Raw genomic sequence first — 15,119 nt, 5'->3', positions numbered from 1 at the left:
GCCAAGTCCGCGAAATCCGCCGTCCGCGCGGATGTGACTCTGGCCGAATGGCTTTCCAAGCGCAGCGACGAGGATCTCGTGACGCTGCTGCAGCTGCGGCCCGATCTGGCCGTCCCCCTGCCCGGTTCGATGGCCGTGCTGGCCGCGCGCACCGAACAGCGCGCCTCGGTGCTGCGCGCGGGCGACGAGCTGGACACCCTCGATTTCGCCGTCATCGAAACCCTTGTGGTGCAAGGAGCCGGAGACGGCGGCCGCGGCGTGCCGCTGCCCGCCAAGACTCTGCGCAAGCTGCTGTCGGACCGGGTTCCGGCGGCCACGGTCAATGCCGCGCTACAGAAGCTGCGCGCCCGCGCCCTCGTCTGGGGCCCGGATACCGCCCTGCGTGTGACGCCCGCCGCCCAGGAGGCGCTGCCGTGGCCGCTGGGCAGCACCACCGAACTGCCGGACGCGCTCACCGAACCCGAGATCACCGCGGCCCTGGCCGCGTCGACTCCGCAGGAGCGGACCCTGCTGGAGAAACTGGCCGGCACCGGTCCGCGCGGACGCACCCGCGATGCCGCGCCCGGCACCCCCTCCGAGCGCCCGGTGCAGCGGCTGCTGGCGCATCGACTGCTGAACTGGATCGACGAGGAGACCGTGGAGCTGCCGGTCTCGGTCGGACAGGTGCTGCGCAACGAGCCGGTCAGCGATCCGCACGCGCTGGTGCCGCCGCACCCGGATTCGACCAAGCACGCCCCTGCCGACATCAATGCGGTGGCCGCGGGCGAGGTGGGAGAACTACTGCGGCACAGCACGGCCGTCCTGGACGCGCTGGGCGGGTCACCCGCCCCGGTGCTGCGCTCCGGCGGTCTCGGCGTCCGCGAGCTGCGCCGCGTCGCCAAGCAGACCGGCATCGACGAGAACCGGGTCGGCCTGCTGGCCGAAGTCCTCACCGCTGCCCGGCTGATCGACAAGGGCACTCCCGAGCCCGCGCCCGACGCCGACGGAGCCGAGGACTACTGGACACCCACTACCACCGCCGACGCCTGGCTCGCGGTGGTGCCGCCGCGCCGCTGGACGGTGCTGGCGCAGGCCTGGCTGGACCTGGACCGGTTCCCGTGGATGATCGGCCTGCGCGACGCCAATGACAAGCCCCTGGCCGCGCTGTCGGCGGAGCTGCGGAATGCGCACGCCGTGCGCGACCGGCACGCCGTGCTGGGCGCGCTGGCCGAATTCCCGCCCGGCACCGAGGTTTCCGCCGCCGCCCTGGGCCGGATCCTGGCCTGGCGGCAGCCGCGCCGTCGACGGCACTACCGGCTGGAGGCGGTGGCGAACACGCTGGCCGAGGCCGAGGCGCTCGGGCTGCTGGCGCGCGGCGCCGTCACCTCGGCGGGCCGGGCCCTGCTGCACGGCATTCCCGAGGACGCCGAATCCGAGATGGCGATCGCGCTGCCGGAGCCGGTGGACCACGTCCTGGTGCAGGCGGATCTGACGGTCATCGCGCCCGGTCCGCTCGCCCCGGAACTCCAGGACCGGGTAGCCATGGTCGCCGATGTCGAATCTGCGGGCGCCGCAACGGTTTACCGCATCAGCGAGATCTCGGTGCGCCGGGCGCTGGACGCGGGCGCGACGGCCGCGGAACTGCACAACCTGTTCACCACGCACTCCCGCACCCCGGTCCCCCAGTCGCTGACCTATCTCATCGACGATGTGGCCCGCCGCCACGGCCGCCTGCGCGCGGGCATGGCGCAGAGCTTCGTTCGCAGTGAGGACCCGACGCTGCTGGCGGAGGTGCTGGCAGCCCCCGTGGCCGGTGAACTCGCGCTGCGCGCCGTGGCCCCGACCGTCGCCATCTCGCAGGCGCCGCTGGGCGAGGTGCTGGGGCGGCTGCGCGCCGCCGGTTTCAGTCCGGCGGGCGAGGATTCGTCCGGCGCCATCGTCGACCTGCGTCCTCGCGGGGCCCGCCTGGCCGCGCGGGGCCAGCAGCGCCCCAACTGGCGGCCCAACCCGCCGAGCACCGAACAGCTCCAGTCCCTGGTCGCCGAACTCCGCGCGGGCGAACGCGCCGCCAATGCCCGCCCCGGCCGGGCGGTGCGCTCCGACGGCTCCCGCACCAGCACCGCCGCCACCCTCAACCTGCTGCAGCTGGCCGCCCGCACCCGCCGCCCCGTCCACATCGGTTACGTGGACGCCCAGGGCATCGCCACCCAGCGCGTGGTCGAACCCCTCAAGGTCGGCGGCGGCCAGCTCGACGCCCTGGATCCGGTCACCGGCGCGGTCCGTCACTTCACGCTGCACCGCATCGCGTCCGTCGCCCTGGTCGAATAGCGGACTCGGTCGCCCTGGAACAGGAAAAGCCCGGTACCCGAACGACATTCGTCATGCCGTCCGTGAACCGGGCCGAAAGTCCCGAGCGTCGGGCTACCCCTTCGGGCTGCCCAGGCAGAAGGTGGTCTTCGGGTCGTGAATGATGCGGAAGCTGGTGGCGGTGTTGGCGTCACAGGCGAATTCGTCGTCCTGGCCTTCGATCCGCTTGAGCACCTTGAAGGACGCCTCGGGAGCCGTGCACGCCACGTACTTGTAGCCGGTGGACGGGCTCTCGTTGTAGCAGGCGCCCTCCTTGAAGTTCGGGCTCAGGCACAGGAACGCGGTGGTGCCGCCATTGAGGGTCTCCTCGTAGGAGGTCTCCTCTTCCTTGCAGTCGGTCTTCTTGTCGTAGACCGCCGCGACCTTGTACACCGCCTTCTGGTCGGAGCAGTCGACGGGCGTCGTCTTCGAGTCGGTGGCCGAGCCTTCGATGACATTGATGCAGTCACCCACCTTGGACTTGGCGGTGTCGGACTTACTGGCGTCCTTGAGCATCGAACAGCCGGAAACGGCCAGCACGGCCACGGCCACCGCCACGAGGGCGAGTACGAGGCGCACCAGCGTCCTCGTTCCTGCGAACTTCACTAGCGAAAACCTTTCTCACCGAACAATTCACGGCTGTGAACGCGGTGAGAATACCTGTGTGCCGCCCATACCCGCATCCGACATGGGGGTTATATCAGGACTGTATGAGTTTCTCAGTGCAGCATGGACAGCCCGCGCATGCCCAGCCACGAGAGGTTCACGAGGATGGTGGGGAGGGCATTGAGCAATTGCAGGCTGAAGGCGTTCACGGTCTATACCTCTCGATCGGATCAAACTGGGCGCAGGTCCAACGATGTCCCTGCGCCCTGTGTCGCACCCCACCCTCAACTCGTTACATAAGCACATCAACGGGTTTCGCGCATCACCGCGCCGAACCGGCCCCCGACCCGGTGCCCGCCGAACCGCTGGCCGAACCACTGTCGGAGGAGCCGCCGGCCGAACCACTGTCGGCCGAACCCGTCCCGATCGGACCGCTGGGCACGGTCGCGCCCTTCGACCCCGGCCGGTTGACGTAGACGGTCACCGGCGTCGATGCGTCCGCCTCCACCGTCACCACCCGGGCACCCGCCGCGGAGGTGACATGGCCGCCGTCGACCCGTACCGCGTACCCGTCCGGATAGTGCACATCGGACACATAGATCTCGGTCGGCCCGCTCGCCGGTCGGGGGGTGTACCGGTAGGCGAAGTCGCCGGTGCCGGGATCGAAGATCATCCGGCCCGGTGTTCCGGCGGTGGCCTGCGGGTAGGTCCGCACCAACTGCTTGCCGACATCTCCGAGGAACGGGTCCGGCTTCGGCGCGCCTGCGCCGAACCGCGTGGTGTAGGTCCAGTACTGCCAGCTGACGAAGCGTTCGTCGGCGCGACTCAGGGTATTGCCGAGCACGGTCGCGTCGCCGTCACCGAATTCGGTGACCAGGGTGGGCAATTGGGTGCGGGCGGTGAAGGCGTCGATATTGCTCCAGGTCTTGGCCTGCTGCACCGGGCACAGACCGCGGAGAAAGGTCGGCAGCCCCGAATAGATGGCGAGCTGACTCGGGATGCAGTAGTCGTGTGGCGCGAAGGCGATGTCGGGCGCGCTGATCGGCGGATTCTTGCCCAGGTTGGTGGGCATGGTCTCGTTCCAGGTGACATTGGGTTCCCACATCACCATGAGGTCGCCGTTGCGGCCGCGCACGGCATCGGTCAGCTTCTGCATGGCCGCCTGGTATTTGACGTCGAAGCCCGGGCAGCCGTTCGGGAAACAGGACAGGAAGGCCGTGCCCGGCCACGGCTCGTTCAGCAGTTCGATGCCGAGCGCGCCCGGGTGCCCGCTCACCCGCGCCGCGAGCGCCCCGAGCGCGTCACCCAGGTAGTCGAGCACTCCGTAGGTGTTGTTCCAGACCTCGTCCCAGCCGGAGTTCATGCTGGGCATCAGGTAGTAGAACGGGAAGCCGACATTGGGCTCCAGGCTGCTGGGCCGCGCGTGGATGGCCCATTCGGGAAAGCCGTTGCCGCCCCAGATCGTCGAGAGTCCGTCCTGGTGGTTGTCGAGCAGAGTGTGAATCCCGTACTGCGCCAAGGTGTCCACCACGCCGGCGACGCGGTCGAGGTAGGCGGTGTCGACCACGCCCTTGGTCGGCATGAGCGCATCGAAGGAGACGCCGAGGCGCACGGTGTTGAACCCGTGGCGCGCGAGCAGCGCCGCATCGTCGGCGGTGACGGTGATGCCGTCGCCGGGTTCGATGAAGGGTGGCACCTTGTCGACATTGTTGACGCCGTGCAGCAGGACGACCCGCCCGCTGTCGTCGACGAACCGCGCGCCGTCGGTGTGGAGTCGCGCGAGCGTGGAGCCCTCGGGCGCGGCCTGGGCGACGGCGGGCGCGATCAGCGCACCCGCCAGTGCCGCGGTGAGCAGTCCGCGGATCCAGCGCCCGCGCCCGCGCCCGATCCGGGCCGTGATGGTCCTGTGTATCGGCATCCCTGTTCGGTTCTTTCAGGTCAATCGTCCAAATGGACATTCGTCCAAGTTTTGTGATCGTAGCCACTGAAACTCGGGTCTTGACCGTTTTTCGCGAGATCGACCGGCCGTATCGCGGCCGGTCACGCGCGCCCTGAGCGAAAAGGACGCAGGTCACGTGGCATTGTCGGTGGCTTCCTGGAGAATGGACCAGGCCCATTCGGGCCCGGACAAAGCCAGGAGGTGTCGTGACCGACGGTCCACTCATCGTGCAGAGCGACAAAACGCTGCTGCTGGAGGTCGACCACGAGTCGGCCGATGCGGCGCGTCAGGCCATCGCGCCGTTCGCGGAACTGGAGCGCGCGCCCGAGCATGTGCACACCTATCGGGTGACGCCGCTCGCGCTGTGGAACGCCCGCGCGGCCGGGCACGACGCGGAGCAGGTGGTGGACGCGCTGGTCAGCTTCAGCCGGTACGCGGTGCCGCAGCCGCTGCTGGTGGACATTGTCGACACCATGGCCCGCTACGGGCGGTTGCAGCTGGTCAAGCATCCCGCGCACGGGCTGGTGCTGGTCAGCCTGGACCGCGCGGTGCTGGAAGAAGTGCTGCGGCACAAGAAGATTCAGCCCATGCTGGGCGCGCGCCTCGACGACGACACGGTGGTCGTGCATCCGTCCGAACGCGGGCGCATCAAGCAGATGCTGCTCAAGATCGGCTGGCCCGCCGAGGATCTCGCCGGATACGTGGACGGCGAGGCCCACGAGATCAACCTGGACTACGAGTCCAGCGACTGGCACCTGCGCGACTACCAGGAAATGGCCGCGGAATCCTTCTGGGCGGGTGGGTCCGGCGTGGTCGTGCTGCCCTGTGGCGCGGGCAAGACCATGGTGGGCGCGGCGGCCATGGCCATGGCCAAGGCCACCACGCTGATCCTGGTCACCAATACCGTGGCCGGGCGGCAGTGGCGGCGCGAGCTGCTGGCCCGCACCTCGCTGACCGAGGACGAGATCGGCGAATACTCCGGTGAGCGCAAGGAGATCCGCCCGGTCACCATTGCCACGTACCAGGTCATCACCCGCAAGACCAAGGGCGAGTACCGGCATCTCGAGCTCTTCGACAGCCGGGACTGGGGCCTGGTCATCTACGACGAGGTGCATCTGCTGCCCGCCCCCGTCTTCCGCATGACCGCGGACCTGCAGTCGCGCCGCCGGCTCGGGCTGACCGCCACCCTGGTCCGCGAGGACGGCCGTGAGGGCGATGTGTTCTCGCTGATCGGCCCCAAGCGCTACGACGCGCCGTGGAAGGACATCGAGTCGCAGGGCTGGATCGCGCCCGCGGACTGCATCGAGGTGCGGGTCACCCTGACCGACACCGAGCGCATGACCTACGCGACCGCCGAGCCGGAGGAGCGCTACCGGCTGTGCTCCACCGCGCGCACGAAACTGCCGGTGGTGGAATCGATTCTGGCCCGGCACCAGGATGCGCCGAGCCTGGTGATCGGGGCCTACCTGGATCAGCTGGACGAGCTGGGCGAGCACCTGAACGCCCCGGTCATCCAGGGTTCCACCCGCACCAGGGAGCGCGAGGAGCTCTTCGACGCCTTCCGCCGCGGCGAGATCCCGGTGCTGGTGGTGTCGAAGGTGGCCAATTTCTCCATCGACCTACCGGAAGCCTCGGTGGCGGTGCAGGTTTCGGGCACATTCGGGTCGCGGCAGGAGGAGGCGCAGCGGCTCGGGCGGCTGCTGCGCCCCAAACACGATGGCGGCCAAGCTCACTTCTATTCCGTGGTCGCACGTGACACGCTGGACGCCGAGTATGCCGCGCACCGGCAGCGTTTCCTGGCGGAGCAGGGGTATGCCTATCGCATCACCGATGCGGACGACCTGCTGGGGCCGACGATAGGATAAGTGGAGGAAGAGCCTCCATAAGGCGGGAGGGACGCACGTGCGGCGCTTCGAATTCGCGGTGGATCGCGACCATGCCCGGGCGGTCAACGAGGTCGTGGCGTACCTGCGGCGGCTTCGCATCTGGGCGTACAGCGCGGCCATCGGGCTGGGACTGGGCACCGCATTCCTGATCTGGGTGAACCACCCCTGGTCGTGGCTGCTGGCAGTGGCGTTCCTGCTCGCCGCGGTGACCGCGCTGTTCATCGGGTACTGGACGCCGCATCGCGGCCGGGTGGACAAGCTGTACGCCGCCGGCGATCTGGTGCCCGCGGTGGTGTCGGAGACCCACGGGAACGGGGCCACCCTGCTGGCCCTGGTCGATCTGGCCAAGCCGAATACCGCGGGGCCGCGCTACGCGCTGGTGACCCGCACGGTCCGCTCACTACCCGGGCATCGGGCCCGGGCCGGGGAGCGCGTGCCCGCGGTGACCGTGCGGGTGGACCGCGCGCCCGGCCCCGTCGGGGATCTGTGGCAGTCGGTGAGCGCCATGCCCATTGCCTGGGGCACCCGGGATCTGAACATCATCGAGCGCGCCCGCGGGGCCATCCACGAGGTGGAGTGGAAGCTGCTCACCGACAATCTGGACCTGGCCACCAAGGTGCGCGGCGCGGATGCCAAGCGCCTGCTGCTGGACCCGCAGCAGCTGCCGGAAGAACTGCGCGGCTGAACAATCCGGGCGACAGGCAACAATCCGGGCGACAGGCGCGGCCGTTGAAAATAGAATGATCCGATGATTCCCGCCGCGAATATGCTGGCGTTTCTCGTCGCATCCATTGTCATTGTCATAATCCCCGGTCCCGGCGTGCTTTTCGTGATCGGCCGGGCGCTGACCTACGGGCGGCGCGCGGCACTGCTGTCGGTACTGGGCCATTCGGCCGGCATCATGGTGGTCCTGGGCCTGGTGGCCGCCGGGCTGGGCGCCGTTCTCGCCGCCTCGGCCATCGCGCTCTCGATCGTGAAGCTGGCCGGCGCGCTGTACCTGATCTACCTGGGCATCCAGGCCGTCCGGCAACGGCGTTCGCTGCGCGAGGCCTTCGAGGCGAAGGTCGAACCCATGGAGAACGGCCGGGTGCTGCGCCAGGCGGTGCTGGTCGGGCTCACCAATCCGAAGGCCATCATCTTCTTCTCCGCGGTGCTGCCGCAGTTCGTGGCACCGAAGGCGGGTGCGGTCCCGGCGCAGATGCTGATCCTGGGCGGGTTGTTCCTGGTGGTCGCGTTGATCTCGGACTCGGTCTACGCCCTGCTTGCGGGTACCGCGCGGAACTGGTTCGCCCGGTCGCCCAAGCGGCTGGAGGTGGTCGGCGCCGCGGGCGGAGTGATGATCATCGGACTGGGCGCGAGCGTTGCCGTGTCGGGCAGCGGTAACTGACGGATGCGCGGATTAGCATCGGGCTGGTCGGCGGTCGGCGCGGAAAGGGGTCGGTGCAGCGCATGAGGCGGAACTGGCGGTACCTGGCGGTGGGGGCGGTATTGCTGGCGGGCGCGAATATGGCTCCCGCGCAGGCGGATTCGGGTGACCCATTCGCCGGCTCGCCGGGGCTGGGCGATCCCTACTATCCGATGGACGGCAATGGCGGCTATCACGCCGACCATTACGACGTCACCATCTCCTACGATCCGCCGTTCCATCAGCTGACCGGGTCGACCCGGATCGACGCGGTGGCCACACAGGCGCTGCGGACCTTCAACCTGGATTACAACGGGCCGCAGATCTCCAAGGTGACGGTCGACAACCTGCCGGCCTGGTTCGACCGCACCGATGAGCACGAACTGGTCGTCACGCCGCTGATCCCGCTGCTGCCCGGCCTGCCGTTCACCGTGCAGGTGCAGTACGCGGGCGCGGTGACCGGCACCGACGGCGAGGGGTGGGTGTTCTCGCCCAGTGGCGGAGCTTTCGTTGCGGGCGAACCGCATTCGGCGAGCGCCTGGTATCCGCTCAACGACACGCCCTTGGACAAGGCGACTTTCACGCTGCACGCCACCGTGCCGCAGGAGTGGGAGGTGATGTCCAACGGCGACAAGGTGTCCGACACCGTGCAGGGCGCGGACCGTACGGTCTCCTGGGAGATGCGCCAGCCTGTGGCGGGCTACCTCACCACCGTCGCCATCGACCGGTTCCAGTTCCTGGAACAGCGGCGCGCCAATGGAACTCCGTTGCTGAGCGCGTTCGCGCCGGACGCGTTGAAGGCCAGGGAGGTGGAGTCGCGGTTGCCGGAGATCCTGGACTTCCAGGAGCAGCTGTACGGCCCCTACCCGTTCGACACCGCGGGCGGCATCTACGTCGACACCGATCTGCAGTTCTCGCTGGAGACCCAGACGCGGCCCATCTACGCGCCCTGGACCGACCTGGACACCGTGGTGCACGAGATCACCCATCAGTGGTGGGGCGACTCCATGTCGGTGAAGCAGTGGTCGGACGTCTGCCTGAACGAGTGCTTCGCCAGCTACACCGCCGACTACCTGTGGCCGGAACGCAAGGACGGCAAGGACGTCGACGCCGAGTACCGAGAGACCGTCGCGAAATACCATGACGATCCCAAGTTCTGGGAGATAGCGCTCCAGAACCCCGGCAAGGGCAGCGAATTCACCTCGGTCTACTACCGCGGTCCGCTGTTCCTGCACGCCCTGCGCCGCACCATGGGTGACGACGCCTTCTTCCCGGCTATGCGCGACTTCGTCATGGGACACCAGTACGGCAATGCGTCCATGCCCGAGTTCCGCGCGTTCGTGCAGAGCCGCACACCCCACGACCTGAAGGACTTCTTCACCGCCTGGCTCGACCGCACCGACCGCCCCGCCGACGAGTTCCTCTACCCAGGCACGCTGCGTGCGTGAGGCGTTGCCCGCCGCGGGAATTCGCGGCGGGCCACCGCGTCGGTGACCGATTCGGTCAGGCCGGAAGCGGGCGGGTGCGGTCCGACAGCACCAGCGCGGCCATGGCGCCGAGCACCGAGCCGGTGACGAACCGCTGCGCCCGCAGCCAGAGCGGCCGCCGCGCCAGGAAGGCCGAGATGGCGCCCGCGCTGAGCACGATCAACCCGTTCACCGTGATGGCGATGCTGATCTGGACCGCGCCCAGGCACAGACTCTGGAGCCACACCCGCCCGTGCGCGGGCACCACGAACTGCGGAATGAGCGCCATGTACAGGATGGCGATCTTCGGATTCAGCAGATTGGTGACGACTCCCATGGTGAACAGCCGCCGCGTCGGATCCGCGGGCAACTCCGTCGGTGTGAACAGCGAAACCCCGCCGGGCCGGAACGTCTTCCACGCCAGATGGAGCAGGTACACCGCCCCCGCCACCTTCAGCGTCAGATACAGCGCCGGCACCATGGCGAACACCGCGGTGATCCCCGCGGTCGCGGCCGCCAGATACACCCCGAACCCGACCGCCACCCCCGCCAGCGACACCAGCCCGGCCCGCCGCCCCTGCGACACGGTCCGCGACACCAGATACATCATGTTCGGCCCCGGCGTGAGCACCAGCCCCAGCGCCGCCGCAGCCACCCCCAACACCGCACTCGTCTCGATCACGCGGCCAATTCTCCGGGCCCCACCCACCCGCTGTCACGGTCCACTCACCACCATCTGGACCCCGAACCCGGAGCCATCCGGCGGTCCGGCGCTAGCGGACGACGTCGGCGGTGTGGCCCGCGCGCAGGCGGCGGACACCCTCGGCGATGGTCTCCTCCTTCTTGCAGAAGGTGAAGCGCACCAGGTGATTCCAGGCGGCCTTGTCGTCGGCGAAGACGCTCACCGGCACCGCGACCACCCCGAGGCGTTCGGGCAGCTCCTTGCAGAAGGCGTAGGCCTCGGTCCGCTCCGCCTCCCCGCGCTTGCCTAGCGGCGTGATGTCGGCGCACACGAAATAGGTACCGTCACTGCGCTTCACCCCGAACCCGGCGTCGGCGAGCGCCGCCGAGAGCCGAAGCCGCTTCTCCGACAGCGTGTCCCGCAGCGCGGCCACCCACTGCTGCTCGGTGTTCAGCGCGTGCGCGACCGCGGGCTGGAACGGCCCGCCGCCGACGAAGGTGAGGAACTGCTTGGCCGCGAGCACCGCGTCCAGCAGCGGCGCGGGCGCGCAGGCCCAGCCGATCTTCCAGCCGGTGACGCTGAATGTCTTGGCGGCGCTGGAGATCACGATGGTGCGCTCGAACATGCCGGGCAGGGTGGACAGGCTGATGTGCTCGTGCCCGTCGTAGTAGAGGTGCTCGTACGCCTCGTCCGACATGACGTACAGGTCGTGTTCGATGGCGATGTCCGCGATGGCGGTGAGGTCGGCGCGCGAGAGCACGGTCCCGGTCGGATTGTGCGGCGAATTCACCAGCAGCAGCCGGGTTTTCGGGGTGATGGCGGCGCGCAGACTGTCCAGGTCGAGGGCGAAGCCGTCGCCGTCGGGCACCAGGCGCGCGGTGCGGCGCCGCGCCCCGGCCAGCGCGATGGCGGCGGCGTAGGAGTCGTAGTAGGGCTCGATGAGCACCACGTCCTCGCCGGGTTCGACCAGTCCGAGCACGGTGGCCGCGATGGCCTCGGTGGCGCCGACGGTGACCAGCACCTGGGTGTCCGGGTCGTAGTGGGTGCCGTAGCGACGGGCGCGGTCGGCGGCGATGGCCTGCCGCAGGGCTGGCACGCCGCGGCCGGGCGGGTACTGGTTGAATCCGTCGGCGATGGCCTGCCGCGCCACCTCGAGCATGCTCGCGGGGCCGTCGCTGTCCGGAAAACCCTGACCGAGGTTGACCGCGCCGTGGCGCACGGCGAGCTCGGTCATCTCGGCGAAGATCGTCGACGCGAAGGGCTGCAGTCGGGCGACGGTGGGAATGCGCGGCATGTCCGGAGCCTAATCCATCGGCGAAAACGGCCTTCGACGGTGAGTTACCTCACAACCACGGCCGCGTTTCACTGCGGCAGCCGGATGCCCATCAGCTTGGCAGGGTTCACCACGTCGTAGACGCCCCACACCCGGCCCTCCCACACGGTGAAGGCGTATACGCGCTGCGGGTTCCCGGTGGACCCGTTCCGGGCCGGGATCGCGTGCGCGAGAATTCCCCACTGCCCGTTGACCAGGACCGGTTCGAGCTGCCGGGCGGGTCCGATGTGGTCGGCGTCGAAGAGCCCGAATCGGCGCCACAGACCCAGCCAGAGGCGGACGTTCTTGTCCACGCCCGCAACCACATTGATGGCGGTGGACACGGCGCCGCCACCGTCGCCCACGGTACGCACGTCCGGGTGCAGCGCCGCCACGATGGCGTCGACGTCGCCGCTGCCCAGCGCGGCGAGCAGTCGCTGCACCGCGGCATTGTGCTCGTCGTCGGTGACCGGTGCGGGCGCGGCCGCCACCGCCTTGCGGGCCCGGGTGGCCAGCTGCCGTGCGGAGTCCACGGAAATGCCCAGGATGTCGGCGATTTCGCTGAACGGCAGCGAGAAGCCGTCGTGCAGAACGAATGCCACACGTTGCGGCGGGGTCAGCGTATCCAGCACCACGAGGGCGGCGAATCGGAATTCCTGTTTGCGCACCACGGCCGCCAGCGGGTCCGGGGCGCTGGAGGGCGTCACCGCGGTGACCACGGGCTCCGGGAGCCATTGCCCCACATACTTTTCCCGCCGGACCGCGGCGCTGCGCAGCCGGTCCAGGCAGATGCGGCTGACCACCGTGGTGAGCCAGGCACGCAAATCCTCGATCTCGGATTGGCGGGCCACCGCGAGCCGCAACCAGCTCTCCTGCACCGCGTCCTCGGCGTCGCTGATACTGCCGGTGAGCCGGTAGGCCACCGACAGCAGATGCGGCCGATGCGTTTCGAACAAGTCGGCAAGGAGAGCGGCAACCATCGGATCGATCCTACGGCCGGGCTCCGACAGCCTCGCCACCGCCCCGGTGGCCAGAACCCACTGTGCCCGCGCACGTTTCCGTGACAGCATGACCGCATGGACGCGGAATTTCTCTCCGACGGCGTGGTCCGGCTGTCGCCGCCCGCAGTTTCCGACATCGACGCCATCACGGCCCTGTGTCAGGAACCGTCCATCGGCGCCTGGACCACCATGCCGGTCCCGTATCACCGCGCCGACGCCGAGAAGTTCATCTACGACATCGTCGGCCCCGGCTGGGCCACCCGCAGCCCCACCTGGGCGCTGCGCCGCGCCGCGGACGGGCCCGTGATCGGCATGATCGGCCTGACCCTGCCCAATCGCCGGCGGGACGAGGATACCGCCGAGATCGGTTTCTGGCTCGCCCCGGCCGCCCGCGGCGAGGGCCTGATGACGCGGGCCGCGCTCCTGGTCACCGCGGCGGGTCTGGATCCCGCCGGGCTGGCCTTCGAGCGACTGGAGTGGCGTGCCTTCGCCGGCAATCACGCCTCCGCGGCAGTGGCCCGCCGCGCCGGTTACCACTACGAGGGGCTGCTGCGCGGCGGCTCGCTCCAGCGCGGCGTCCGCCGCGACACCTGGGTGGCGGGTCGCCTGCGCGACGACCCCGCGACACCCAGCCCGCACTGGCCCGAGGGTGTCTGACACACCCGGAAGGGTGTTCGGCGCACACCCGCCGGACTGGGTGTGCGCCGAACACAGTGTGCACGCCGGACTCGTTCCGCGCGAGGCGAACTTGCGACGAGCGGGTGCTGGTCAGGTGGCCGGGCCGCCTAGCCGCGGGCCTCGCGGCGGCGGGTGACGGCGTCGGCGAGCCGGTCGAGCTGGGCCGCAGTGGTGTCCCAGTCGATGCAGGCGTCGGTGATGGACTGCCCGTAGGTGAGCTCCTCCGGGTGGCCGAGGGTGAGGTCCTGGCGGCCCGCCACAATGAAAGACTCCATCATGAGACCGACCACGGTGTCCTCACCCGCCGCGATGCGCTCGGCGAGATCGGTGACGACGTCGACCTGCTTGTTGTGGTCCTTGTTGGAGTTGCCGTGCGAGGCGTCCACGACCAGCCGCTGCGGCAGCGAGGACTTCTCCAGGCGCAGCAGGGCTTCCGCGCAGGAGGCGGCGTCGAAGTTGGGGCCGTTGCTGCCGCCGCGCAGGATGACGTGGCAGTCCGGGTTGCCGGCGGTGCGGATGAGCGCGGAACGCCCGTCCAGGTCGGTGCCGGGGAAGACGTGCGAGGCGGCCGCGGCGCGCACGCCGTCCACCGCGACCTGCACGTCGCCGTCGGTGCCGTTCTTGATGCCGACCGGCATGGACAGCGCCGAGGACAGCTGCCGGTGCACCTGGCTGGCCGCGGTCCGCGCACCGATCGCACCGTAGGCGACCAGGTCAGCGATGTACTGCGGGGTGATCGGGTCCAGGAACTCGCACGCGACCGGCAGCCCGAGCGCGGTGATGTCGACCAGCAGGCGACGGCCCAGGTCCAGGCCGGTGTTGATGTCGAAGCTGCCGTCCAGGTGCGGGTCGTTGATGAGACCCTTCCAGCCGAGCGTGGTGCGCGGCTTCTCGAAGTAGACGCGCATCACCACGTGCAGCCGGTCGTCCAGCTCGGCGGCCTTGGCGGCGAGCCGGCGCGCGTAGTCCATGGCGGCGTCGGGATCGTGCACCGAACACGGGCCGACGATCACCATCAGGCGGTCGTCGGAGCCGTTGAGCACGTCGACGGTGACCTTGCGGCCGGCGCGCACGATGTCGGCGAGGGTGTCGTCGATCGGGTGGGCGGCACGGATCTCACGGGGCGACCGCAGCGGGCTCACGCTGAGCGTGCGCTGATCGTCCAGATCGGCATGCCGTTCGAGATCGGCGGTGGTAGTCATGGGTGGGTTTCCTGTCCCAGGCCGACCCACGGAGAGTTGTTCGAAACCCCTTCGAGCCGGTCTGTTTTCGTCCGGCTCGGGGTGGAGGATGTCAGCGCAGGTTCACGCCGCGCGACCCACCCGGGGCCGGCTGGCTAAACCAGAAATACGTACGCTGCATGTCCCGGACTGTACCAGAGATCCCGAATCGTGCGTGTGGCGTGGGACACCATCGATGAGATGGGCATCTCACAGGCTGGGACGGACCAGGTCAGCGGAGGATGTAGTGCAGGATCACATCGTGCACGTGGCGCGTCTTGTCGTCGCCCCGGAACTCCACCTCGTAGATGTGGTGCCCGGTGCTGATGGCGATATGCCCGGACGAGAAGAACTGTCCCGCGAACGACTTGTTGGTCAGGATGCTGACGCTCGAGATCCGCGCGTACGGGATGCTCGTGATGGCGATCTTCTTCCCGACGAACGAGTTGTCCTGGATGACGACCCGCCGGTCGGTGAGCCCCAGGAATCCGGTGCCCACCCCGATGGCGTCGTACACGGCCAGGATCTGTTCACCCGGCAGCAGTCCCTGCTGGATCTTGTCGAGCTGATCCCGCCGGTCGAATGGAATGCTCATTTCC

The 15,119-nt window shown here is 69.1% G+C and carries 13 protein-coding genes; 6 read left to right on the top strand and 7 right to left on the bottom strand.

Going from position 1 to position 15,119, the window contains the following annotated elements:
- The first annotated feature begins 33 nt into the window (after nt 1-33).
- The gene (locus ABZ909_RS14670; protein WP_356999261.1) at nt 34-2,307 is read left to right on the top strand and encodes a helicase-associated domain-containing protein; all 2,274 of its coding nucleotides are present in this window, start codon (nt 34-36) and stop codon (nt 2,305-2,307) included.
- Nucleotides 2,308-2,400: 93 nt separating this feature from the next.
- Here the strand turns inward: ABZ909_RS14670 and ABZ909_RS14665 are convergent, their stop codons facing one another.
- Entirely contained in the window at nt 2,401-2,931 is a 531-nt protein-coding gene (locus ABZ909_RS14665; RefSeq protein WP_356999001.1) for a hypothetical protein, read from the bottom strand.
- 322 nt (nt 2,932-3,253) lie between these two features.
- Nucleotides 3,254-4,849: a cellulase family glycosylhydrolase gene (locus ABZ909_RS14660; RefSeq protein WP_356998998.1), complete on the bottom strand. Its 1,596-nt coding sequence runs from the start codon at nt 4,847-4,849 to the stop codon at nt 3,254-3,256.
- A gap of 227 nt (nt 4,850-5,076) precedes the next feature.
- Between ABZ909_RS14660 and ABZ909_RS14655 the strand changes: the two genes are divergently transcribed.
- The 4 genes from ABZ909_RS14655 to ABZ909_RS14640 all read left to right on the top strand — a co-directional run bounded on the left by ABZ909_RS14655 (nt 5,077) and on the right by ABZ909_RS14640 (nt 9,609).
- Entirely contained in the window at nt 5,077-6,735 is a 1,659-nt protein-coding gene (locus tag ABZ909_RS14655) for a DNA repair helicase XPB (protein ID WP_356998995.1), read from the top strand.
- A gap of 37 nt (nt 6,736-6,772) precedes the next feature.
- A complete protein-coding gene (locus tag ABZ909_RS14650; protein WP_356998993.1) occupies nt 6,773-7,441 on the top strand; it encodes a DUF3239 domain-containing protein in 669 nt (222 codons plus the stop codon).
- A 63-nt stretch (nt 7,442-7,504) separates the two neighbouring features.
- Nucleotides 7,505-8,143, top strand: a complete 639-nt coding sequence (locus ABZ909_RS14645; RefSeq protein WP_356998990.1) for a LysE family translocator — start codon at nt 7,505-7,507, stop codon at nt 8,141-8,143.
- Between the two features lie 62 nt (nt 8,144-8,205).
- The gene (locus ABZ909_RS14640; RefSeq protein WP_356998987.1) at nt 8,206-9,609 is read left to right on the top strand and encodes a M1 family metallopeptidase; all 1,404 of its coding nucleotides are present in this window, start codon (nt 8,206-8,208) and stop codon (nt 9,607-9,609) included.
- Between the two features lie 55 nt (nt 9,610-9,664).
- Here ABZ909_RS14640 and ABZ909_RS14635 read toward each other — a convergent pair whose 3' ends face one another.
- The 3 genes from ABZ909_RS14635 to sigJ form a co-directional block, all read right to left on the bottom strand.
- A complete protein-coding gene (locus tag ABZ909_RS14635) occupies nt 9,665-10,309 on the bottom strand; it encodes a LysE family translocator (protein ID WP_356998984.1) in 645 nt (214 codons plus the stop codon).
- A 91-nt stretch (nt 10,310-10,400) separates the two neighbouring features.
- Nucleotides 10,401-11,603, bottom strand: a complete 1,203-nt coding sequence (locus ABZ909_RS14630; RefSeq protein ID WP_356998981.1) for a pyridoxal phosphate-dependent aminotransferase — start codon at nt 11,601-11,603, stop codon at nt 10,401-10,403.
- Nucleotides 11,604-11,671: 68 nt separating this feature from the next.
- Nucleotides 11,672-12,601 carry an RNA polymerase sigma factor SigJ gene (gene sigJ / locus ABZ909_RS14625; protein ID WP_356998978.1) on the bottom strand — a complete coding sequence of 310 codons (930 nt, stop codon included), beginning with the start codon at nt 12,599-12,601 and terminating at the stop codon, nt 11,672-11,674.
- A gap of 96 nt (nt 12,602-12,697) precedes the next feature.
- Between sigJ and ABZ909_RS14620 the strand changes: the two genes are divergently transcribed.
- The gene (locus ABZ909_RS14620) at nt 12,698-13,279 is read left to right on the top strand and encodes a GNAT family N-acetyltransferase (protein WP_356998975.1); all 582 of its coding nucleotides are present in this window, start codon (nt 12,698-12,700) and stop codon (nt 13,277-13,279) included.
- Nucleotides 13,280-13,407: 128 nt separating this feature from the next.
- Here the strand turns inward: ABZ909_RS14620 and ABZ909_RS14615 are convergent, their stop codons facing one another.
- Complete coding sequence (locus tag ABZ909_RS14615; RefSeq protein ID WP_356998973.1) at nt 13,408-14,502, bottom strand: 3-deoxy-7-phosphoheptulonate synthase; 1,095 nt, start codon at nt 14,500-14,502, stop codon at nt 13,408-13,410.
- Between the two features lie 250 nt (nt 14,503-14,752).
- Nucleotides 14,753-15,115, bottom strand: coding sequence for a PH domain-containing protein (locus tag ABZ909_RS14610; protein WP_356998970.1), 363 nt, complete (start codon nt 15,113-15,115; stop codon nt 14,753-14,755).
- Nucleotides 15,116-15,119 lie beyond the last annotated feature (4 nt).

It is taken from the genome of Nocardia sp. NPDC046763 (genome assembly GCF_040645495.1).
In the GTDB taxonomy this organism is placed as follows: domain Bacteria; phylum Actinomycetota; class Actinomycetes; order Mycobacteriales; family Mycobacteriaceae; genus Nocardia.
This window is presented reverse-complemented; position numbering and strand designations above follow the sequence as displayed.